Source organism: Geodermatophilus obscurus (genome assembly GCF_900143215.1).
Classification (GTDB): Bacteria; Actinomycetota; Actinomycetes; order Mycobacteriales; family Geodermatophilaceae; genus Geodermatophilus; species Geodermatophilus obscurus_A.
Window position 1 is genome coordinate 1 of the sequence record NZ_FRDM01000039.1, and the last position, 21764, is coordinate 21764.

Annotated in this window: 23 protein-coding genes; 13 read left to right on the forward strand and 10 right to left on the reverse strand. The window is 71.8% G+C overall.

The genetic code is table 11. The features are described from left to right. A partial coding sequence (locus BUB17_RS21355; RefSeq protein ID WP_244277414.1) for a relaxase domain-containing protein occupies positions 1 to 521 on the reverse strand: 521 nt, incomplete at its 3' end. A gap of 554 nt (positions 522 to 1075) precedes the next feature. On the opposite strand from BUB17_RS21355, the gene BUB17_RS21360 reads away from it, so the two are divergent. After that, entirely contained in the window at positions 1076 to 2563 is a 1488-nt protein-coding gene (locus tag BUB17_RS21360) for a SulP family inorganic anion transporter (protein WP_072920690.1), read from the forward strand. A 59-nt stretch (positions 2564 to 2622) separates the two neighbouring features. Further along, a complete protein-coding gene (locus tag BUB17_RS21365; protein WP_072920717.1) occupies positions 2623 to 3024 on the forward strand; it encodes a MerR family transcriptional regulator in 402 nt (133 codons plus the stop codon). A gap of 68 nt (positions 3025 to 3092) precedes the next feature. Here BUB17_RS21365 and BUB17_RS21370 read toward each other — a convergent pair whose 3' ends face one another. The 4 genes from BUB17_RS21370 to arsB are packed head-to-tail and all read right to left on the reverse strand — an operon-like array spanning position 3093 to position 5721. Beyond that, positions 3093 to 3560 (reverse strand): arsenate-mycothiol transferase ArsC, encoded by a 468-nt coding sequence (locus BUB17_RS21370; RefSeq protein ID WP_072920691.1) that lies wholly within the window; start codon positions 3558 to 3560, stop codon positions 3093 to 3095. Then, entirely contained in the window at positions 3557 to 3979 is a 423-nt protein-coding gene (locus BUB17_RS21375) for an arsenate reductase ArsC (RefSeq protein WP_072920692.1), read from the reverse strand. The genes BUB17_RS21370 and BUB17_RS21375 overlap by 4 nt, the downstream gene beginning before the upstream one ends. 27 nt (positions 3980 to 4006) lie before the next feature. Beyond that, positions 4007 to 4666 (reverse strand): arsenate reductase ArsC, encoded by a 660-nt coding sequence (locus tag BUB17_RS21380; protein WP_072920693.1) that lies wholly within the window; start codon positions 4664 to 4666, stop codon positions 4007 to 4009. Beyond that, complete coding sequence (arsB, locus tag BUB17_RS21385) at positions 4663 to 5721, reverse strand: ACR3 family arsenite efflux transporter (RefSeq protein ID WP_280173903.1); 1059 nt, start codon at positions 5719 to 5721, stop codon at positions 4663 to 4665. Before arsB ends, BUB17_RS21380 begins: the two co-directional genes overlap by 4 nt. A 292-nt stretch (positions 5722 to 6013) precedes the next feature. Between arsB and BUB17_RS28005 the strand changes: the two genes are divergently transcribed. Next, on the forward strand, positions 6014 to 6313 hold the full coding sequence (locus BUB17_RS28005) for an ArsR/SmtB family transcription factor (RefSeq protein ID WP_244277415.1): 300 nt from the start codon (positions 6014 to 6016) through the stop codon (positions 6311 to 6313). Positions 6314 to 6335: 22 nt separating this feature from the next. Here BUB17_RS28005 and BUB17_RS21395 read toward each other — a convergent pair whose 3' ends face one another. Further along, positions 6336 to 6686, reverse strand: a complete 351-nt coding sequence (locus BUB17_RS21395; protein ID WP_072920695.1) for an Rv2640c family ArsR-like transcriptional regulator — start codon at positions 6684 to 6686, stop codon at positions 6336 to 6338. A gap of 94 nt (positions 6687 to 6780) precedes the next feature. Here BUB17_RS21395 and BUB17_RS21400 point away from each other — a divergent pair, with 94 nt between their 5' ends. Then, on the forward strand, positions 6781 to 7290 hold the full coding sequence (locus tag BUB17_RS21400) for an ArsI/CadI family heavy metal resistance metalloenzyme (RefSeq protein WP_072920696.1): 510 nt from the start codon (positions 6781 to 6783) through the stop codon (positions 7288 to 7290). Between the two features lie 740 nt (positions 7291 to 8030). Continuing rightward, on the forward strand, positions 8031 to 8243 hold the full coding sequence (locus tag BUB17_RS21410) for a hypothetical protein (protein ID WP_072920719.1): 213 nt from the start codon (positions 8031 to 8033) through the stop codon (positions 8241 to 8243). 905 nt (positions 8244 to 9148) lie between these two features. Here the strand turns inward: BUB17_RS21410 and BUB17_RS21415 are convergent. After that, positions 9149 to 9682, reverse strand: coding sequence for a tyrosine-type recombinase/integrase (locus BUB17_RS21415; RefSeq protein ID WP_244277416.1), 534 nt, complete (start codon positions 9680 to 9682; stop codon positions 9149 to 9151). Between the two features lie 493 nt (positions 9683 to 10175). Between BUB17_RS21415 and BUB17_RS21420 the strand changes: the two genes are divergently transcribed. The 5 genes from BUB17_RS21420 to BUB17_RS21440 all read left to right on the forward strand — a co-directional run bounded on the left by BUB17_RS21420 (position 10176) and on the right by BUB17_RS21440 (position 15477). After that, a complete protein-coding gene (locus tag BUB17_RS21420) occupies positions 10176 to 11867 on the forward strand; it encodes a potassium/proton antiporter (RefSeq protein WP_083606499.1) in 1692 nt (563 codons plus the stop codon). 405 nt (positions 11868 to 12272) lie between these two features. Further along, positions 12273 to 13370 (forward strand): S49 family peptidase, encoded by a 1098-nt coding sequence (locus BUB17_RS21425; protein ID WP_175561448.1) that lies wholly within the window; start codon positions 12273 to 12275, stop codon positions 13368 to 13370. A 118-nt stretch (positions 13371 to 13488) separates the two neighbouring features. Then, positions 13489 to 13983, forward strand: a complete 495-nt coding sequence (locus BUB17_RS21430; RefSeq protein ID WP_072920699.1) for a DUF1059 domain-containing protein — start codon at positions 13489 to 13491, stop codon at positions 13981 to 13983. A 64-nt stretch (positions 13984 to 14047) separates the two neighbouring features. Beyond that, positions 14048 to 14581: a peptidylprolyl isomerase gene (locus BUB17_RS21435; RefSeq protein WP_072920720.1), complete on the forward strand. Its 534-nt coding sequence runs from the start codon at positions 14048 to 14050 to the stop codon at positions 14579 to 14581. Positions 14582 to 14718: 137 nt separating this feature from the next. Further along, positions 14719 to 15477 (forward strand): rhomboid family intramembrane serine protease, encoded by a 759-nt coding sequence (locus BUB17_RS21440; protein WP_083606500.1) that lies wholly within the window; start codon positions 14719 to 14721, stop codon positions 15475 to 15477. Between the two features lie 84 nt (positions 15478 to 15561). On the opposite strand, the gene BUB17_RS21445 is transcribed toward BUB17_RS21440, so the two are convergent. Next, positions 15562 to 15987: a PH domain-containing protein gene (locus BUB17_RS21445; RefSeq protein ID WP_244277417.1), complete on the reverse strand. Its 426-nt coding sequence runs from the start codon at positions 15985 to 15987 to the stop codon at positions 15562 to 15564. A gap of 182 nt (positions 15988 to 16169) precedes the next feature. Between BUB17_RS21445 and BUB17_RS21450 the strand changes: the two genes are divergently transcribed. After that, entirely contained in the window at positions 16170 to 17330 is a 1161-nt protein-coding gene (locus BUB17_RS21450) for a thiolase family protein (protein ID WP_072920702.1), read from the forward strand. 579 nt (positions 17331 to 17909) lie between these two features. Here the strand turns inward: BUB17_RS21450 and crgA are convergent. Then, entirely contained in the window at positions 17910 to 18182 is a 273-nt protein-coding gene (gene crgA / locus BUB17_RS21455; RefSeq protein WP_072920703.1) for a cell division protein CrgA, read from the reverse strand. 98 nt (positions 18183 to 18280) lie between these two features. Here crgA and BUB17_RS21460 point away from each other — a divergent pair, with 98 nt between their 5' ends. Both BUB17_RS21460 and BUB17_RS21465 read left to right on the forward strand, forming a co-directional pair. Further along, on the forward strand, positions 18281 to 19018 hold the full coding sequence (locus BUB17_RS21460; RefSeq protein ID WP_072920704.1) for a DUF881 domain-containing protein: 738 nt from the start codon (positions 18281 to 18283) through the stop codon (positions 19016 to 19018). 26 nt (positions 19019 to 19044) lie between these two features. Further along, the gene (locus BUB17_RS21465) at positions 19045 to 19701 is read left to right on the forward strand and encodes an aminodeoxychorismate/anthranilate synthase component II (RefSeq protein WP_072920705.1); all 657 of its coding nucleotides are present in this window, start codon (positions 19045 to 19047) and stop codon (positions 19699 to 19701) included. 117 nt (positions 19702 to 19818) lie between these two features. On the opposite strand, the gene pknB is transcribed toward BUB17_RS21465, so the two are convergent. Beyond that, entirely contained in the window at positions 19819 to 21762 is a 1944-nt protein-coding gene (pknB, locus tag BUB17_RS21470; RefSeq protein ID WP_072920706.1) for a Stk1 family PASTA domain-containing Ser/Thr kinase, read from the reverse strand. Positions 21763 to 21764 lie beyond the last annotated feature (2 nt).

Sequence of the window (21764 nt, forward strand, 5' to 3'; positions counted from 1 at the left end):
TGCAGGTGCAGGTGCAGGTGCAGGTGCAGGTGCAGATGCCGGTGCGGGTCTGCGGCGCGGGAGGTGTAGTGCCGCACCGTCACCGCCTCCAGCATCTCCACCGGCACCTGGACCTGGCCGCCACGGGGGCCGACCCGGGTGGTCGCGTGGGCGGCGAGCCAGCCGATGATCTGGGCGGCGGCGCGGTCCTGCGCGGCGTCGTAGGCGGCCGCGACGTCGTCGTGCATCGCGGCGGCCAGCGACCAGGACTTCGGGCCGTTGACCACCACCTCGACGAACCGCACCGCACGCTCATCGGTCCGCAGCCGCCCCCGCGGCTCACCGGTGTCCGGGTCACGGCCGGCCACCCAGGTTTCGTAGGTCTCCCCCGTGAGCGGCGCACGCTCGGTCACCCGCAGGTCGCGGGCCACGAAGCGGCGGGCCAGGCCGGTGCCCTCGGTCAGGTAGTAGTCATCGGCCCGGCCGCGGTCGGCCTCCAGATACGCCCGGGCAGCCGCTGGCGACCCGGCGTACACCTTCATTCCACCGCGCATTCTCAGCGCCACCCAACAATGACCAACAGGTCACCCCTAGAAACGGCGATGGGCCCCGTGAAGCGGGGCCCGGACTACCTTCATTGGTAGCATGCGTGCCGTTCTTCCGTAAATGCCTGGACGTTTATGGAGAGTGCTGCCGCCCGTTTCTCGAGGATGAGTTCTCGTAGGACGAGGGGTCATGGCGTCGTGCTGGGTCGTACTTCGCGAGCTGTCGGCGGTCCGCCGTCGTTCACCTGGCCCGCGGGCCCCCCAACGCATGTGTCCAGGCCCCGCCGGGTCAGCGGCATCCGCGGGCTGTGTCTGCTCCGCGCGGGGATCCGCCGACATCGGAGGCGCGCCGTGACCAATCCCACGGGGACCTTCCCTAACGTGAGGGTTATGTTGTAGAAGGCCACGGAGTGCGGCGCTATCGACCGACGTGCCAGCCGGCGTGGCTCCCGGGCCTGATCGCGCCGGTGCAGCGTCGCACCCGCTCCAGTCTCAGAACCACTCGTGCTGTACCGCTGCGCCTCTGAGGCGCTCAACCCGGAATCGGTGGCATGTCCTCTGCTCTGCCCGCGCTGCGTCGGCCGCGCCTGTCCCGTCCGGCCTGGCTGTCGCCGAGGGTGGCTCGCACCGAGGTCCTCGCCGGCCTCGTCGTCGCCCTGGCGCTCATCCCCGAGGCGATCAGCTTCTCCATCCTCGCCGGCGTCGACCCTCGGGTCGGCCTGTTCTCCTCCTTCGTCATGGCCGTGGTCATCGCCTTCACCGGCGGCCGCCCGGCGATGATCACCGCGGCCACTGGCGCGATCGCACTGGTGGTGGCACCGCTGGCGCTGGAGTACGGCGTCCAGTACCTCTTCGCCGCCGTGATCCTCGGCGGCGTCTTCCAGATCCTGCTGGCCGCCGCCGGTGTCGCCCGGCTCATGCGCTTCATCCCGCGCAGCGTCATGGTCGGCTTCGTCAACGCGCTGGCGATCCTGATCTTCACCGCCCAGCTGCCGCAGCTGGTCGACGTCCCGTGGCTGGTCTACCCGATGGTGGCCGCCGGGCTTGCGATCATCTTCCTGCTCCCCCGCCTGACGACCGTCGTGCCGCCGCCGCTGGTCGCGATCGTCGTGCTGACGACGCTGGTCGTCACCGTCGGCTGGGACCTGCCCGACGTCGGCGGCGAGGGCGAGCTGCCTGACAGCCTGCCGTTCTTCCTCCTGCCGGACGTGCCCTTCACCGTCGAGACGCTCGGCATCATCGCCCCCTACGCGCTGGGCGTGGCCTTCGTGGGCCTGATGGAGTCGCTTATGACGGCCAAGCTGGTCGACGACATCACCGACACCCACTCGGACAAGACCCGCGAGTCGTGGGGCCAGGGCGTGGCCAACATGGCCTCCGGGTTCTTCGGCGGCATGGGCGGCTGCGCCATGATCGGCCAGACCATGATCAACGTGAAGGCGTCGGGTGCCCGCACCCGGCTGTCCACGTTCCTCGCGGGCGCGTTCCTGCTGGTCCTGGTCGTGGCGCTGGGCGACATCGTGAGCGTCATCCCCATGGCCGCGCTGGTCGCCGTGATGATCTTCGTGTCGATCGCCACCTTCGACTGGCACTCCCTGCAGACGATCCATCGGATGCCGAAGAGCGAGACGACCGTGATGCTCTCGACGGTCGCCGTCACGCTGCTCACGCACAACCTGGCGATCGGCGTTGGCGTCGGCGTCCTCGTGGCCTGCGTGCTCTTCGCCCAGCGCATCGCCCACCTCGTCGACGTCGACCGGGTGGTCGAGGGCGACACGGCGCGCTACACCGTGGACGGCGCGCTGTTCTTCGCGTCGAGCAACGACCTCTACACCCAGTTCGAGTACGCCGACGACCCGGAGAACGTGGTCATCGATCTTTCCCGGGCCCACGTCTGGGACGCCTCCACCGTCGCCGCCCTCGACGCCATCACCCACAAGTACGAGACCCGCAGCAAGAAGGTCGAGATCGTCGGGCTGCAGGGCCACTCGGCCGACCGGTTCGACCGGCACACCGGCCGGCTGGCCGGGGCGCACTGATGTCCGGAATCGATCCGCGCCCTGGCCCGGACCGCTCTGCCGTGCACCACGAAAGGGAGGTGACCAGAAGTGCCCGCGGGGGGCTGCTGCAGATCGGTCAGGTCGCCCAGCGGACCGGCCTGAGCCTGCGCACCATCCGCTTCTACGAGGAGAACGGCCTGGTCGTCCCCACCACGCGCTCCGAAGGCGGATATCGGCTGTACAGCGACGAGGACGTCGCGCGCCTCGAGGTCATCAAGCGGATGAAACCGCTCGGGTTCAGCCTCGAGGAGATGCACCAGCTGCTCACCCTGCTCGCTGACTTCGAGACCGCCGGCGACGACGAGCGGGAGGCGCTGATCGACCGGCTTCGGATGTTCCACGAAGCCGCCACCGCCCGCGTCACCGCATTGCGCGAGCAGTTGGCCGTTGCTGAGGGATTCGCCGCCACCCTCGCAGACCACCTGAACCGTTCGCGCTGATCAGGCCGGCCGGGTCGTGTGCCAACGCCGCCCGGCGTGCGCAGGGCCGGTGGAGCTCGTCAGCCCGATCAAGTCCCTGTGCGCTCACCGACCTGGCCGTCATGCGGTCGAAGGTCCTCTCGAACTGTGGCGCCCAGCTGCTGAGCCAATTCGCGCACGTTCCTGTCGATGTCATCGCGTACGAGGCGCATGCGCGCGATCCCGTCGATGCCCCGCTCGGAGGGCTCGTCGGTGACCCACTGTCCGAAGCGGGCGCCGTCGACGGGCTCGATGTGCGCCTCGCTTCCGAGGGTGATCACCACGTCGGCGGCCTGGATCATCTCGTCGGTGATGGGCTTGGGGTGCTCGGCGGCGATGTCGATGCCGATCTCGGCCAGGGACTGAACGGACAGCTCGTTGAGGGCTGTACCGGCCCGGGTGCCGGTCGAGGAGACGTCGACGGTGTCGCCGGCCAGCTGCTTCATGAGGCCGGCGGCCACCTGGGACTTGCCGGCGTTCTTGACGCGGACGAACAGGACCTTCGGCCGGTCGCTCATCGGGCGGTGGCGGCCGACTCGCTCTGCAGTTCGGTGAGCAGTCCGCGGATGCGGGTTTCGATCTCGTCGCGGATGGGGCGGACGGAGTCCACGCCCTTGCCGGCGGGGTCCTCGAGCGCCCAGTCGAGATAGCGCTTGCCGGGGAAGACGGGGCAGGCGTCACCGCAGCCCATGGTGATGACGACGTCGGAGGCCTCGACGGCCTCGGTCGTGAGCACCTTCGGGGTCTGGTCGGTGATGTCGATCCCGACCTCGGCCATCGCGTCGACCGCGGCGGGGTTCACCTGGTCGGCGGGGACGGAGCCGGCGGAGCGGACCTCGACGGTGTCGCCGGCCAGGTGGCGCAGCCAGCCGGCGGCCATCTGCGACCGGCCGGCGTTGTGCACGCAGACGAACAGGACGCTGGGCTTGTCGGACACGAGGACCCTTCCGTGTGGGGTGAGGAGTCAGGCCGGCGCGGCGGCGGGGTGCAGCTCCGCCAGCAGGGCGCGGACGCGAGTGTCGATGTCGGTGCGGATGGCGCGGACCTCGCCGAGGGACAGCCCGGCGGGGTCGCGGACCTGCCAGTCGAGGTAGCGCTTGCGGGGGTAGACCGGGCAGGCGTCGCCGCAGCCCATGGTGACCACGATGTCGGCGGCGCGGACGACGTCGTCGGTGAGGGGCTTGGGGAACTCGGCGGTGATGTCGATGCCGACCTCGGTCATGGCCTCGACGACGGAGTTGTCGATGCTCGCGGCCGGCTGGGACCCGGCCGAGCGGACGTGGACCCTGCCGCCACCGTGGTGGGCGAGCAGCCCTGCTGCCATCTGAGAGCGGCCCGCGTTCTGCACGCAGACGAACAGCACCTCGCAGACATCGCTGGCGATGGCGCCCTTCGCCTGCGCCAGCGCGGTGAGCCGCTCGGTGGCAAAGCGCCCGGCCAGCACGGGCAGGTGCGTGGTGACCTTGGCCGTGCGCGCCAGGGCTGTGTAGGACTCGAAGACGTAGCGGTCGATGGTCTCCCGGGCGAAGACGCCGGTGAAGCGCTCGGCGAGCTGGTCCGCCAGGCGGTGCAGCCCTGATTCGGGGGCCAGCAGGCCGGGCAGGGACTTGTGGTCGTCGGTCATCGGGCACTCCGGACGGCGTCGGGGACGGTGGGATCTCCTGGAAACCAGCGGCGGGCGGCCCACAGGGACACGTAGACGAGCCCGACCAGGACGGGCACCTCGATGAGCGGGCCGACGACGCCGGCCAGGGCCTGGCCGCTGGTCACGCCGAAGGTGCCGATCGCCACGGCGATGGCGAGCTCGAAGTTGTTGCCCGCGGCGGTCAATGCCAGCGTCGCGGTCTTGGCGTAGCCCAGCCCCAGGCGCATGCCGAGCAGGAACGACCCCCCGAACATGAGCGCGAAGTACGCCAGCAGGGGCAGCGCGATGCGGGCAACGTCCCAGGGTTGAGAGGTGATGGCGTCGCCCTGCAGAGCGAACAGCATGACGATGGTGAACAGCAGCCCGTACAGCGCGATGGGTCCGATCTTGGGCAGCAACGTCGACTCGTACCAGTCCCGGCCCTTCGCCCGCTCGCCGAAGGTGCGGGTGAGGAAGCCAGCCAGCAGCGGGATGCCGAGGAACACAAGGACACTCAGCACGATCGCCCAGACGCTGAACTCCGCCGACGTCGTCGACAGCCCGAGCCAGCCGGGCAGGACCTGCAGGTAGAACCAGCCGAGGACGGCGAAGGCGACGATCTGGAACACCGAGTTGATCGCCACCAGCACGGCGCCCGCTTCACGGTCGCCGCAGGACAGGTCGTTCCAGATCAGCACCATCGCGATGCAGCGGGCCAGTCCCACGATGATCAGGCCGGTGCGGTACTCGGGCAGGTCAGGTAGCAGCAGCCAGGCCAGGGCGAACATCAGCGCCGGCCCGAGCAGCCAGTTCAGCACCAGAGAGGCGCCCAGCAGCTTGCGGTCGCCGGTCACCCGGTCGAGCTCGGAGTACCGCACCTTGGCCAGCACCGGGTACATCATCAGCAGCAGCCCGATGGCAATCGGGAGGCTGACATCGCCCACCGTGACGGCGTCGAGTGCGTCGTCCAGGCCGGGGATGAGCCGCCCCAGCCCGAGGCCCAGGGCCATGGCGGCGATGATCCACACCGGCAGGAAGCGGTCCAGTGTGGACAAGCGCGCAAGCACCGGCGCTTCAGCGCCGGCTCGGGCGGTCTCGTGCACGGTGTCACTCATTGCGGTCCGGGGGCCCCTTCACGTCTGTGGCATGCCGGAGCGTGGTCCCCACCGGCATCGGCCGTCGCACCACAAGGCATCGACGTCCGTCGATAACTCTGTCCTAGGCATCGACATCGGTCAATGTGGTCGGCAGACTGGGCGGGTGAACAACAGCCGAACTGGCTCGGAGCTACCGCTGTTGGCGGTTGCGGACGGCGCTACCTGCGCGCCAGTTGCTCTCGATGGGGGGTTGAGCCCCCAGCGGGCAGCAGACCTCGCGCGCACCCTCAAGGCGCTCGCCGACCCGGCGCGGCTGCGGCTGCTGTCCCTCATCGCGGCCAGCCCGACCGGCGAGGCCTGCATCTGCGACCTCACTGGCCCGCTGGAGCTGACCCAGCCGACCGTGTCCCACCACTGCAAGGTCCTGGTCGACGCCGGCTTCCTCCGCCGCGACAAGCGTGGCGTGTGGGCGCACTACTCCCTCGTGCCCGGCGCGATGCAGGCCGTGGGTGCCGACCTGCCCGGCGTCGGCAAGCTGGTCACCGCCTGACCCGTCTCGTCGGTGGGAAGAATCAGCAGCAGGCGGGATCGATGACCTGCGCCATCGCGCCGAGCGCGTCGCGGTGGGCGCGGTAGTAGACATTCATCCCGCGGCGCTCGCCGGAGATGAAGCCAGCCTTCTTGAGTTGACCAAGGTGGTGGGAGACGGTGGCCTCAGTCAGGTCCACCGCCGGGGCCAGGTCGCAGGTGCAGACCTCCTCGCTGGCGAGGAGTAGCGAGAGCAACCGCAGCCTCACCGGGTCGGCGAGGGCCTTCAGTCGCACCGCAACCTCGAGCGCCGCGTCCTCACCCATCGGCGCTGCCGCTACCGGTGCGCAGCAGACCGGCGCGGTGGCGTCGATGACCGGGAGAGCCTTTGGCATGGGGACGATTCTGCCACCTACTTGACGAATGTCGAAAGGGTTGGCACGGTGGTCCCCACCACTTAGACGTACGTCTAACCCCTCGGAGGTCCGCATGTCCCGCGTCCAGCTCGCCCTCAACGTCGACGACCTGGAGACGGCCGTCGCCTTCTACAGCAAGCTGCTCGGCGCCGAGCCGGCCAAGCGCAAGCCCGGCTACGCCAACTTCGCCATCACTGAGCCGCCGCTGAAGCTCGTGCTCCTGGAGAACCCCGGCAAGGGTGGCACCCTCAACCACCTCGGTGTCGAGGTGGACACCACCGACAAGGTGCACTCCGAGATCGCCCGCCTCTCGGGTGCGGGTCTGTTCACCGACGAGGAGATGGGCACCACCTGTTGCTTCGCCACCCAGGACAAGGTCTGGGTCACTGGCCCCGGCGGTGAGCGCTGGGAGGTCTACACGGTGCTCGCCGACAGCGACACCTTCGGTGTCAGTCCGAAGACCCTCGTCGACGCCGGACAGGCACCCGCCGGCGAGGTCTGCTGCGGCACCGCCTCCAACGACACCGCGGCGTCCGAGTCGACGGAGTCCGGCCAGCCGGCCACCACGGCCGCCTGCTGCTGATCACCCGAGAAAGAGGACCTTGCCATGATCACGCCAGAGGTCGCCCTGCTGGTCGCGCCGACCGCAGCGCTCAGCTGCAGCGGGCCGCGACGTGCGCCCGACTCGCCGCGATCGCACGCTGCTGCCAGCCCAGCCCCTGGGCTCAAGCGGCCCGCCGCGCAGTCCATGCCAGGTGTCCGGTGCTGGGCTGCAGGTGGACGAACTGGGCTGAGGTAGCGCTGGTCCTGGTGGCTGACCTGGCCGGCGTCGTGGTCGGAACCGTTGCCCTCGAGCAGCACGGCACCGCCGACGACACAGCGTTCCTCGCTCCGGTCGGCCGCAGTCTCGCCCGCCCGGCGGGACTGCGGCGTGGGTGCCGCGCTCATCGCTGCCGCGACCGGGCACACCGACAGGAGCGGCGCACCCGGCGCCCTGCTCACCGAGACTGCGGACCGGTACTTCGTGCGGTTTGGGTTCATCTCGGTCGAACGTGATCGGCTACCGGTGACCCTGGCCGGATCGGACCAGCTGCAGGGTGCCTTCCCGGACTCCGCGCAAGAAATGCTGCGACCTCCGGACCACGGGCACCGTCACTGAGGACTGACATGGTGTCTGTCGACAACGACTCGCCCCTAACGTGTGACGGCGCACGCTCCTCGGCTCTCCGGACGCCTTCCGTCGGTGGCACCCTATAGACAGACCTTGTGGACGTCCTTGTGGACGTCCTTGTGGACGGACGTGTGGATGAAGGAGGGGTGACCATGTCGATCGCGGAGAGCAACGCGTCTGTCGAAGCGAAGGAGCTCACCCCCGAGGAAGCTGCAGTCGCCTTCGACCGGATCGCCCGCCGTGCCCTGGACTTGAGCGGGGAGGACTTCCTCGCCGACCTGGACGAGGGCACGTTCGACGACGTCAATCCCGATGCCCATCCCGGGCTGCTCGACGTGCTCATGGCCCTGCCCCTCGTCCGCTGACGCCTCGTGCCAGGAGCGTCGCCATACCAAGCGGTCGAAGCGTTCCTGGCCCTCTCGAACGAGCGGTGACCTGCCTCGGCACCGGCAAGATCGTCGTTTCGCCTGGCGGCCGAGCGACGACGGGCAAGACGCACCTGTGGAGCCTCAACGGCGGAGACGGCCTCTCTCTGCGTGGTGACGCGGCCGGTTGTCGGTTCCTGGCGTCCATGCACTACCGGATCATCTCGACCGACTCCGAGAAGTACGACGTCGAGCAGGGGCGCTGGCGGGTTACGACGTCGGCCTACCTGTACGAGTTCCGGACGCCGGACAACGCGAAGCTGTGGGCGATGCACTGGCACCCGGCCGGCAAGGGCCACGCCACCTACGCGCACCTCCACCTGTGCACCCGTCCGCTCAGACGGGCACTTCGTCACGCCGCGACAGACCCTCGAGTCGGGCAGTGCTGTGGTGCATCGAGATGGGGGCGGAGAGCCGCAGAATCCCCAGTGGCGCACCGTGCTGGCCGAGTCCGAGGGCATCCACCAGCTGTACCGATCGTGGTCAGAGGACCCGCCATCGCCACCAGCGGATCGATGACGTCAGCCCTGCCCGCGGAAGACAGGACCCGGGCGGTCAGCCGAGGGTCCACCCCGCTTCCCATAACCCGCCTTCCTCCGACTGAGCAGCGCCGGGGGAAGGGGTGGGCCGAAGGCCCATCCCGGAGGGACGCGCAAGCGCCCTTCCGGCGGCGGGCGCAGTCGGAGAGACTCCCGCGCGGTGATGGGGCGGGTGCTGCCTCCCAGAGCAGCTTCCGACGCAACGGCGGCCGCGTCCCCGCAGTCCGCACGAAGTCCGCAGATAGTCCGCAAAACGGCCAGAAACGGCCAGCATCGCCAAACGACGGCCAACCGTGAAAGTGCTGGTCAGGACGGGTCTTCAGTCGTAGCCCACTCTGCCAAACCACCCCTCGGTCGATTTTGCAAGGCGGGGGTTAGGGGTTCGATTCCCCTCGTCTCCACTCCTTCGACACCGGTCTGACCTGCGTTTCTCCGGCGGACGGCGGAACCTCGGTGCGCCGCTGAGCCGGCGCAGCCCGCAAGAAGTCCGCGGGAGGCCGCCCGCAGGGCGTCCAACCGGTCGCCCACCTCGTCCAGGTCGTCGTCGAACAGGTCGGCGCAGCGGTCCAGGGTCACGGCCGCGGATGCGTGTCCGAGCATCCGCTGCACCGCCTTGACGTTGGCACCCGCCTCGATCGCCAGCGAGGCCGCGGTGTGCCGGAGTTCGTGCGGCGTGAGGCCGGGCTCCCCGATAACCCGGGCCGCGGCGTCGAACCAGGCGGAGCGGGCGTTGCGATTGCGCAGCACCGCGCCCTGCGGCGAGGGGAAGGCCAGCTCGTCGGCGGGGCGGGTCACCACCGTCCGGGCGAGTTCGTCGACGAGGAACGACGGCAGCGGCACCGAGCGACGGCCGTGGGTCCCGGGGGTGCCCCGGACCAGGCGGCGCGGTCGTGCCGACCGTGAGCGCCGCACCGTTGATCAGGCAGACCCGCCAGAACAGCGGGACGCCGCCCCCGTCGGGACCCCGCGATCATCGGCCCACCAGCCACCGCCCTCCCGCGGCCACTCCGCACAGGCCCTCTCCGTCGAGCGTCAGGTATGACCCGCCGTGGGGCCGAGGGTGGGCCCGAAGATGGAGAGCAGCCCCCATTCAGAGGACCGTGACCGCCCGCGAGAGTGGGCGTCGTCACGGATCTCGCGACGGGTGGAGGGCGGCGACCATGCGCAGTAACGGAAGGGCTGCCAACCGGACGGGCCGGAAGGCGACGCCCAGCGTGTGGACGAACCGCACGGCCCGGTGATCCGGTCGCTCGGTAGCCAGCGACCGCCGAACGCCTCGTGCGCGACTCGCCGCGAACGCGAACGCCATCGACCACAGGGGGAGGGAGGGGACGTGTCCGTCGCCGACCTCAACCTGGTCGTGCTGGCGGTGACCGCCCTCCTGCTGATCGCTGTCGCGGCCGTGCGGCTGTCCGCGCGGGCCGGGCTGCCGACCCTGTTGCTCTACCTCGGCCTGGGCGTGACCGTCGGCGAGGCCGGGCTCGGTTTCGAGTTCGAGGACGCCCAACTCACGCAGTTGCTGGGCCTGGTGCTGCTCGCCATCATCATCGCCGAGGGTGGCCTGACCACGCGGTGGGAGGTCATCCGCCCCGTCCTGGGGCCTTCGCTGCTGCTGGCGACGCTGGGCGTGGCCCTCAGCGTGGCGATCACCGCCGCGGTGACCCATCTGCTGCTCGATGTCGACCTGCGCACCGCCGTCCTCCTCGGCGCCGTTGTCTCCTCCACCGACGCCGCGGCAGTCTTCTCGGTGCTCCGACGATTCCCGCTCAAGAGGCGCCTGCGCGCCACCCTCGAGGCCGAGTCGGGCTCCAACGACCCGCTGGCGATCATCCTGGTGACCCTCGTCGTCTCCGACGGGTGGGAGCAGGCAGCTCCGCTGCTGGGACTGGTCCAGGTGGTCTACCAACTGGCGATCGGCGCTGTCGTCGGGCTCGTGGTGGCCAGGGTCGGCGAGAGCGTGCTGCGCCGCAGTGCCCTGCCGTCGGTGGGGCTGTACCCGATCGCCACCGTCGCCATCGTCATGTTCGCCTTCGCCGCCGCCGGGGTGGTGGCGGCCTCCTCGTTCATGGCGGTCTACGTCGCCGGCCTGTGGTTGGGCAACGCCCGCCTGCCGCACCGCAACGCCACTCTCGGCTTCGCCGAGGGCCTGGCATGGCTGTCCCAGATCAGCTTGTTCGTGCTGCTGGGCTTGCTGGCCAGCCCCGAACGGCTGCCCGCCGCGCTGCTGCCCGCTCTCATCGTCGGCGGTGGCCTGCTGCTGGTCGCCCGGCCGCTCTCCGTGCTGGTGTGTGCGACGCCGTTCCGGGTGCCGTGGCGGGAACAGGCGTTCATGTCCTGGGCCGGGCTGCGCGGGGCAGTGCCGATCGTCCTGGCGACGATCCCCGTCAGCGCCCGGCTGCCGGCCGCGCAGCAGATCTTCGACATCGTGTTCGTCCTGGTGGTCGTCTTCACCCTCGTGCAGGCACCCGCGCTGCCGTCGCTGGCGCGACGCCTGCGCGTGGGCGACGAGGAAGACACCACCGAAGTGGCCATCGAGTCGGCCCCCCTGGAGCAGATCGACGCCGATCTGCTCCAGTTCGCCGTCCCTCCGACCTCGAAGCTGCACGGGGTGGCGATGTGGGAACTCCGTCTGCCGCCGGGGGCGGTGGTCTCGGTGATCCTCCGCGACGGCCGGACGCTCGTGCCCGACGGGCGGACCACCCTTCGCCACGGCGACCAGCTGCTCCTCGTCGTGCCCAGCAAGGCCCGGCGCCAGGTCGAACGCCGCCTGCTCGCGGTGCACCGCGCCGGCCGTCTCGCCAGCTGGCTCGGAGAGCCGGGCGCGACCGATCCGCAGCCACGAGCGGGCCGCGGTCCGCAGCTCGTGCGGCGATGGGACCGCGCCGTCCGGCGGCTTCGCACCGCGGTGGAGCGCCGTGCGGGCGGGCCGGCGACCGGCCATCGCGTGGCTGACGTCGAGCCGTCCCCCGAGATGCCGCCGTGGGCCGACGACCAACGCCGGACCCATGGCGTCCCACGGTCTTGACGAGGCCGTTGAGGCCGGCGGCACCTGCCGGGATCGCAACGCGGCGGGGAGACCCTGCGGCGTGGGCTGCCCGGACCGAACGGCTCTGGCTGACGAAGACAGCGGGGTCCACCGGAACGTCATCGCCCACGCCCGCCGACCGTCCGTGCCCTCGTCCGCAGCCTGGTCACGGCTCGGGACGGCGCGGCGCGGCGCGGTGACGGCCCGCGGCCGATGTCGGTGGTTACTGTCGCCGCCTCGTCGTCACGAGATCCCGGGGGGCCCTACGTGAGCACGCAGCCGCCAGCATCCGAGGCGCCGCCGCCTGCCGGACGGCCGGAGCAGGCAGTGCAACCAGCCGGGCCGCCCGCCGGGCGGCCGGAGCAGGGACCGCCGCCGGCCTGGCCGCCGGGGCTGGTACCGCAGATGCGTCAGCCCAGCCACTTCCGGCGCGGCTTCGCCCTCGGGCTGGGGGCGACCCTGGGCGCCGGCGTGGTGCTGGCCGTGGTCGCCGTGGGGCTGACGATGGTGATGGTGCTGGCCCTGGTCGGGTTGACGGCAGGCGGCGACAGCCCGCCCAGCGGGCCGCCGACGGAGACCGTGTGGGGTGCGGCGAACGCCCCGGCGCGGCTGATCGCCGTCCCGGTCACCGGCGTCATCCTGGGCAGCGAGAGCGACGGCGTCACCTTCGGCGGCGCGACCTACGGCTACGACGTCGCCGACACCATCGACGCCCTGGAGACCGAGGACGCCGATGGTCTGATCCTGGAGCTCAACACCCCGGGCGGCACGATCCACGGCTCGCGCGCCATCGCCGACGCGGTTGAGCGCTACCAGAAGCGGACCGGCAACCAGGTGATGGCCCACGTGCAGGGCATGTCGGCCTCGGGCGGGGTGTACGCCATGGCGGGTGCCGACCAGGTCGTGGCCGACCACGGCAGCCTCGTCGGCAGCATCGGCGTGATCATGGGCCCGTTCCAGCGTTTCCGCGACGTCACCGGCATCCCGGGCTCGCTGCTCGAGCCGGGCGTGACCACCGACGGCGGCGTCACCGAGGAGTACCTCACCCGGGGCCGGGGCAAGGACTTCGGCAACCCGTACCGCGACATGACCGAGGAGGAGCGGGCGGTCCTGGGGCGCGGCCTGGACCGGGAGTACGAGGCGTTCGTCGGGTGGGTGTCCCAGACGCGGGGCATCCCGCCGCAGACGATCGTCGACGAGTTGGGCGCCTTCGTCTTCGACAGCTACACCGCCGTCGACCGTGGTCTGGTCGACAGGGTCCTCGGCCGCCAGGAGGCCTACCGCCACGCCGCCGAGATGAACGGCGTCGACCCCGAGGGCACCCGCGTGGACCGGACGGTGGCGCCGGGGTTGGTCGAGTCCCTCCTCGCCGCCGAGTGGCCGGCGAGCGCCGCCGGTGCCGGCGCGGTGGCGGGCGAGCCCGGGCGCAGCGTCGTGTGCACCGGTGCCCCGCTGGTCCTCGCCTACCACGGGGAACTCTCGGCCGCCTGCACCCCCCGCTGAGGCTCCCGCATCGGTCAGGACCTCCGGCTCTGGACGCCGCTCCCTCCCTGCGTCACCGTCGCCCCGGCCACTGGCCCACCGGCCGGGCGGGCCGGGGCCTCGCGACGGAGGAGGAGCCGTGGCGCGCAAGAGCCTGGACTGCCGGACGATCCCCAGCGAGCGCAGCTGCACCGTGCAGATCTCCGGCGAGGAGGACGAGGTCCTCGAACTGGCGGTGGCGCACGCCGTCACCGCGCACGGGCACACCGACGGCCCGGAGCTGCGTGACGGGCTGCGTGCCGCGCTGCGGGACGAGGAGGGCCTCCAACTGGAGGAGGGCGCCTTCGTCCAGCTGATCGAGTTCCACGCCCGGGACCTCGACGGGTTCCGCGCGCTGGGCGAGGAGTGGCGGGAGCGGATGGGCCGGGAGACGACGGCCCGCTGGATCGCGGTCACGGCCGATCACGACCGGGCCGACACCTACGTCCAGCTGGTGGCGTTCCCCGACTACGCATCCGCGATGCGCAACTCCGAGCACCCGGTGACCACGGACATCTCGAAGAGGATGCAGGAGGTCACCGAGGGGGAGGCGCACTTCCGCAACCTCGACGTCGTGGAGCTCATGCGCATCTGATCGCCGAGTCCGCCGTCCGCTCCCCGTGCCTCGCGGGGAGCGGACCAGTGGGAGAGTGGACGTCGTGACCGAAGCGACCCCTGCACGCCGTGCCGTCCTGCACACCAACCACGGCGACATCACCGTCGACCTGTTCCCCGACCACGCCCCCAAGACGGTCGCGAACTTCGCCGACCTGGCCGAGGGCCGCCGCGAGTGGACCCACCCGCAGACCCGCGCGAAGACCACCGACCGCCTCTACGACGGCACCGTCTTCCACCGGATCATCGACGGCTTCATGATCCAGGGCGGTGACCCGCTGGGCCAGGGCATCGGCGGCCCGGGCTACCAGTTCGGCGACGAGATCCACCCCGACCTCGCCTTCACCAAGCCCTACCTGCTGGCCATGGCCAACGCCGGCCCCGGCACCAACGGCTCCCAGTTCTTCATCACCGTCGCGCCGACCAGCTGGCTGACCGGCAAGCACACGATCTTCGGCGAGGTGGCCGACCAGGCCGGCCGGGACGTCGTCGACCGCATCGCCAAGGTGCAGACCGGCCGCGGCGACCGCCCGGTGGAGGACGTCGTCCTCCAGTCGGTCGAGGTGCAGCGCAGCTGACCACCAGCCCGGACGACGGGGGCGCCGGCCCCGGCCAGCCGCAGCCGGCGCCCCCGACACCGACCTGCTACCGGCACCCCGACCGGCCCACCCGCATCTCGTGCACCCGCTGCGGTCGGCCGATCTGCCCGGAGTGCATGACGCCGGCCTCGGTCGGCTTCCAGTGCCCCGACGACGTCCGCGCGGGCAACGCCGGCGTGCGCCAGGTCCGGCAGGTCCCGCTGCTGCAGCGGGCCGGACGTCGCTTCGGTGCGGTCACCGTCAGCCTCATCGCGGTCAACGTGGCCATGTTCGTCGCCACCGCCGTCTCGGCGAGCCTGGCCGGCGCGAACCCGCTGGACAACCAGCTCTCGCCGCTGTTCGCCCGGCTGGCGCAGATCCCCGTCCTGGTGGAGCTGGGGGAGGACTGGCGGCTGGTCACCGCGGCCTTCCTGCACATCGGCCTCATGCACCTGGTGCTCAACATGCTGGCGTTGCTGGTGTTCGGCTCCGAGCTGGAACGCCAGCTGGGCCGGTGGCGCTACCTCGCCGTCTACCTGGTCTCGCTCCTGGGCGGCGCGGTGGCGCTGCAGCTGTTCGGTGAGCCCGCACGCCCGGTCGCCGGCGCGTCGGCGGCGATCTACGGTCTGCTCGGCGGGCTCGCCGTCGTCATGCTGGCCCGCCGGGAGGACCTCCGCGGCCTGCTGACCCTGCTGGCCATCAACGTGCTCATCAGCTTCCTGCCCGGCGTCTCCCTGCTGGGGCACCTGGGCGGCCTGGTGGCCGGCTTCGTGGCCACCGGGGTGGTCGTGCTGACCCGGCGGCGCACCGAGCTCCAGGTGCTGGGCCTGATGCTGCTGACGGCGGTGCTCGTGGTGGTCGCGCTGACCGTGTCGACGCTCGTCGTCCTCGGTTAGCAGGAGGGCCCTCCTGCCCCCACCCCTCGCGAGCTCACGGTGGGACCCTGCAGGAGGGCCACCAGGCCGGGGCTGCTGCGCCGATCACCCGGGACGCAGGGCGTGCAGCGCCCGGGCGACGTCGGCCGGATCGGCGCCCAGGTCCCGGCGACCGAGCAGTACAAGGACCCCGTCCTCCTCACCACTCGCAGGCTCGCGGCGAGCCTCTGGACGGGGCCGGCCGTCGTCGTCCGGGCCGGCGGCGGTGTCCAGCTCCAGCAGCCGGGAGCGCAGACCCCAGCGCCGGGTGTCGCGCACCCGCACGTGCAGCCGTCCCCAGGGCAGCTCGGTGGTGCCGCTGAGCCGGCGGACGGCGACCCCGGTCGGCCGGGCGGCCAGCCGTGGGCGCAGCAGGCGGTCGCGCGCGGCCAGCCCCAGCAGCAGGACGGCGGCCGCGCCGACGAGGACCCGCCCGAGCGGGTCGAGGAACGCCGTGGCCAGCCCCAGCAGGACCCCCGCGACCGCCGGCACCGCCGACTCCCCGGTTCGCGGCGACCACTCCACGCCGTCCAGCCTCCCAGGAGGAGGACGGGGTCCTCGTGCCTGCCGGGAGCCGGCGAGCCGCTGGACGGGGCCAGGCGCACGGGTGCGTGGACGTCCTACGATCGGCGGCACGGTGGGCGGAACGCCGCGCACGTCGACGAGGAGTGGCCATGCGAGATGCCGTCATCTGCGCCGCGGTGCGCACCCCGGTGGGCAAGCGGGGCGGAGGGCTGTCCGGCGTGCACGCCGTGGACCTGTCCGCCGCCGTGCTCGACGCGCTGGTCGAGCGCACCGGCCTCGACCCGGCCGCGGTCGAGGACGTGTTCTGGGGTTGCGTGAGCCAGGTCGGTGAGCAGACCTTCAACATCGGCCGCAACGCCGTCCTGGCCGCGGGCTGGCCGGAGTCGGTGCCCGGGACGACGATCGACCGGCAGTGCGGCTCGTCGCAGCAGGCGGTGGCCTTCGCCGCCGCCACGGTCATCAGCGGGCAGGCCGACGTCGTGGTGGCCGGCGGGGTCGAGTCGATGAGCCGGGTCCCGATGGGCTCCGCCCGCGCGGACGGCCTAGCGGGCAAGCCGCTGGGTCCGCGCTTCCTCGAGCGCTACGGCGGGGTCTTTCCCAACCAGGGCGTGGGCGCGGAGATGATCGCCGAGCGCTGGGGCTTCTCCCGCACGCAGCTCGACGAGTACTCGCTCGCCTCGCACGAGAAGGCGGCCAAGGCGCAGGCCGACGGCGCCTTCGACGAGGAGATCGCCCCGGTCACCACGCCGGACGGCACCGTGGTGCGCGCGGATGAGGGCATCCGCCCCGGCGGCACCCTGGAGAAGCTGGGGTCGCTGAAGACCCCGTTCAAGGAGGACGGCGTCATCAGCGCGGGCAACGCCAGCCAGATCTCCGACGGGTCGGCCGCGCTGCTGGTCACCACCTCCGAGAGGGCCCGCGAACTCGGCCTGTGCCCGCTGGTGCGCATCCACACCACCGTCATGGCCGGCGACGACCCGGTCATCATGCTGACCGCCCCCATCCCGGCGACGCACAAGGTGCTGCAGCGCTCGGGTCTGTCGGTCGGGGACATCGGCGTCTTCGAGGTCAACGAGGCGTTCGCGCCGGTGCCGCTGGCCTGGCAGGTCGAGACGGGGGCCGACGCCGACCGGCTCAACCCCCGCGGCGGCGCGATCGCGCTGGGTCACCCGCTGGGCGGGTCGGGCGCGCGCATCATGACCACGCTCGTCCACACCATGCAGGCCACCGGCACCCGCTACGGACTGCAGACGATGTGCGAGGGCGGCGGGATGGCCAACGCGACGATCCTGGAGCTCCTCACCGACTGAGATCTCCACAGGCCCGCGACGACGGCCCCCGGTCCCCCGTGGACCGGGGGCCGTCGCCGTGCGGGGGCGACGCCCGCGGCGGCCGGGATCTGCCGTGGTCAGCCCGCGTGTCGCGCTACCACACGGCGGGTGCGGCGGCACCTGGACCCGCGTCCGGAGGCTGGCGCCATGTCGACTCGTCCACAGTTGTGTGCACAGCTGGGGATGGACTCACAGGGGTGTAGTTACCGGGGTGCCCTTCTCGTCACATCTGCCACACCTCTAGTGAAGTCGCAGGTCAGGGCCGTGTGGTCGAACACCCGTTCTCCACATGTCGTGGACAACCCTGGGGGTTCAGCGCTTTGTCGACCTGTGGACAGCCCGATCCCGCTGTGCACAACGCCGCCTGTGTACAACACTGTGCGTATCCGGTCGGTGACAAAAAAGCGGCCCCCGTCCCGGGTGGGACGAGGGCCGCGGAGGCTGCTCACCGGCCCTGCTGCCGGAGCCCGTCGCCGGCTCCGTGCCGAGGCTCACCCCGAGCCTGCGAGGGGTGAGGAGGACGGGGTCCTCCACCGGCGGGGGCAGCAGGGGCCTCCCTCAGCGCCAGCGCATCGACATGACCAGGCCAGCCACCATGAGGCCGAACCCGATGGCGAAGTTCCAGGCGTCGAGCCCCGACATGAACGGGATGCTCTCGCCGGCGACGTAGAAGACGACGATCCACAGCAGCCCGAGCAGCATCAGGGCGACCATGAGCGGGGCGTACCACCGCGGGCTGGGCGGCAGGGCCCGCGCGCTCGCGGTCCCCGACTGCAGGGTGCCCTGCGGCGGCGTGTAGACCGACTTCTTGCGCACCTTCGACTTGGGCACCGTCGTACTCCCTCCGGGGCCGGTCCGTCGCGACCGGCCGTGACCGTTCCCCAGCCTAAGCTGCAGGTGTGGCTCCAGCCCGCACCCTGCGCCCACGGATGACCCGTGGGGGTGCCGCGTGGGCCGCGCTGGTGCCCGTGGTGGCCCTGGCGGCGGGGCTGCTGTTCGCCACCTCGAGCCAGACCGCCCAGGGCACCGACCTGCGCGGTGGTGAGGCCACCGATCTCTCCGCGCTCATCCCCGCCCGGGAGGACGTCGTCGCCGCGCAGGAGGACCAGCTGGCGGCGCTGCGGGCCCAGGTGCAGGCCCTCACCGACCAGGCGGCGTCCCGGAACGGCGACGTGGCGGCCGCCCGGGACGCCGGCCAGGCCGGAGCCCTTTCCGCCGGCCTGGTGGCCCTCACCGGTCCCGGGGTGGAGATCACCCTCGACGACGCCCCGCGGCGGCCGGACGGCTCGCTGCCGATCGGCGCCCGCCCCGACGACGTCGTCATCCACCAGTCCGACGTGCAGGCCGTCGTCAACGCCGTGTGGGCCTCCGGCGCGGACGCGGTCGCGATCATGGGCCAGCGGCTGATCGCCACCAGCGCTGTCCGCTGCGTCGGCAACGTCCTGCTGCTGCAGGGCCGCACCTACTCCCCGCCGTTCGTGGTGACGGCCCTCGGGGACGCCGACGCCATCCGCGCCCAGCTGGCCGCCTCACCGCAGGTCCGGGTGTTCCAGCAGGCGGTCGAGGACTACGGGCTGGGCTTCGCCGTCCAGCCTCGGGCGGAGCTCACGCTGCCCGGCTACGACGGCCCACCGGCCATGCGGTACGCCACAGCCGCTGACGGCTGACCGGGCGCTCGGTGTACACAAGGACCGTGAGCCGTCCCGTCCTCGTCGTCGACAACTTCGACAGCTTCGTCTACAACCTGGTCCAGTACCTGGGCCAGCTGGGCGTGGAGTGCGTCGTGCGGCGCAACGACGCCGTCACCGTCGACGAGCTGCCCGACCTCGACGTCGCCGGGGTGCTGCTCTCCCCGGGCCCGGGGACGCCCGCGGACGCCGGGGTGACCGTGCCGATGGTCCGCGCCGCCGCCGAGGCGGGCACGCCGGTCCTGGGCGTGTGCCTGGGCCACCAGGCGATCGGTGCGGCGTTCGGCGCCGAGGTGGTGCGCGCGCCGGAGCTGCTGCACGGCAAGACCAGCCAGGTGGTGCACGACGGCGTCGGCGTGCTGGCCGGGCTGCCGTCACCGTTCACCGCCACCCGCTACCACTCCCTCACCGTCGACCGCGACACCGTGCCCGCCGAGCTGGAGGTCACCGGGACGACGCCCTCGGGCATCGTCATGGCGCTGCGGCACCGGGAGCTGCCCATCGAGGGCGTGCAGTTCCACCCCGAGTCGGTGCTCACCGAGGGCGGCCACCGGATGCTCGCCACCTGGCTGGAGGCCTGTGGACTGACCCCCGACCCGGCCGCCGTGGAGGCGGCCAGCGCCGCGGCCCACCGGCTCACCACGGTGGCCACCACGGCCTGAAGAAGGACCCTTCTGCCCCGCCACTCGCGGGCTCCGGCGGGACCCTGCAGGAGGCCACCAGGACGACGCAGGGCCCCTCCCCGGTGTGGAAAGGGGCCCTGCTCTGTCGTCTGCGGGCTACTCGGGGGTGGTCGGGCTGGTGGTCGGCACCCGGACGACCACCGCGATCGGGTCGTTCGCGGCCGCCCGGCTACCGGCTCCCGGTCGGGTGCCCACGATCGCAGTCACCTGCGACAAGTCGGCGACCACGGCCCCCTGCTCGTCGATCACGCTGACGTCGGTGAAGCCGGCGGCGCGTAGTGCGTCGCGGGCTGCCGTGGCGGAAGGCTGGCCCGTGACAGGGGGCACGGTCAACAGCGGGTCCTCGACCGGCTCGGCCGGGCCGCTGGAGACCTGCAGGGTGATCGGGTCGCCGGCGGACGCCTGCTCGCCGCCGGTGGGGTCGGTCGCGACGACGGTGCCCTCGGGCCGGTCGGACTCCACCTGCTCGGGGCTCACGTTGGTGAAGCCCGCGCTCCGCAGCGCCTGGGTGGCCGCCGCCTGCTGCTGACCGGTCACGTCGGGCACCTCGGCGTCGCCGTCGGACACCTGCAGCGTCACGGTCGTGGTCGGGTCGACCGCCTGACCCTCGCCGGGGGTGACGTCGACGACCTGGTCCACGGGCGAGAGCGAGTCGATCTCCTCGGTCTGCACGTCGTCGAACCCGGCGTTCGCCAGGGTGGCCTCGGCGCGGTCGACGTCCAGGCCGATGACGGCCGGGACCTCGATCGTGTCCGGGCCGACGCCGACGACGAGGTCGACGGTGCTGCCTCGGTCCACCTGGGTGCCGCTGGCCGGGTCGGTGCCCAGGACGGTGTCGATCTGGGACTCGTCGTCGGTGACCTGGGTGGTCACGGTGCCGACGGTCAGGCCGGCCGCCTCGAGGGTCTGGGTCGCCGTCGCCTGGTCCTGACCGGCCATGTTCGGCACGGAGACCTGCGTGGCCGTCGGGGTCTCCGTCGGCTCCTCCGCACCGTCGGAGCCGATCAGCAGCGCCACTGCGATCACGCCGCCGAGGACCAGCACACCGGCGATGACGGCGGCGATGATGCGGTTGCGCCGGCGTTTGCGGGCGGCGTCGTCGTCCTCGTCGTCCCAGTCGCCGTCGCCGTACCCGCCGGGCGGGGCGCCGATGATGGCGGTCTTCTCGGCGTCGCCCATCACCGGCGTGGCCTCGACCGGCTGGCCGGCCATCGCCCGCAGCAGGTCGTTGCGCATCTCGGCGGCCGACTGGTACCGGTTCGCCGGGTTCTTGCTCAGCGCCTTGAGCAGGATGGCGTCGAGCTCCGGCGGGATGGCCGGGTTCACCGACGACGGCAGGCGCGGGTCCTCGCGCACGTGCTGGTAGGCCACCGAGACCGGTGAGTCGCCGGTGAACGGCGGCGCGCCGGTGACGAGCTCGTAGAGCAGACAGCCGACCGAGTACACGTCCGAGCGGGCGTCGACGCTCTCGCCACGGGCCTGCTCGGGGGAGAGGTACTGGGCGGTCCCTATCACCGCGGCGGTGGAGGTCATGGTCGCGGCGGAGTCCGACACCGCCCGGGCGATGCCGAAGTCCATGACCTTGACCGTGCCCTCGGGGGTGACCATCACGTTCCCGGGCTTCACGTCGCGGTGCACGATGCCGTTGCGGTGGCTGAAGTCCAGGGCGGCGCAGATGTCGGCCGCGAAGTCCATCGCCCGCTGTGGCGAGAGCACGCCCTCCCGGCGGAGCACGTCGCGCAGGGTCTCGCCCTCGACGTACTCCATGACGATGTACGGGGTGGCGCCGCTGGACGACCGATCTTCGCCCGTGTCGTAGACGGCGACGATCGCCGGGTGGTTGAGCGAGGCCGCGGCCTGTGCCTCCCGGCGGAAGCGGACCTGGAAGGAGGGGTCGCGGGCGAGGTCGCTGCGCAGCACCTTGACCGCCACCTCGCGGCCGAGGCGCAGGTCGCGGCCGAGGTGCACCTCGGCCATCCCGCCGCGACCGAGCACCCCGCCGATCTCGTAGCGCTCGCCGAGCACCTGGGGCGTGGTCATCG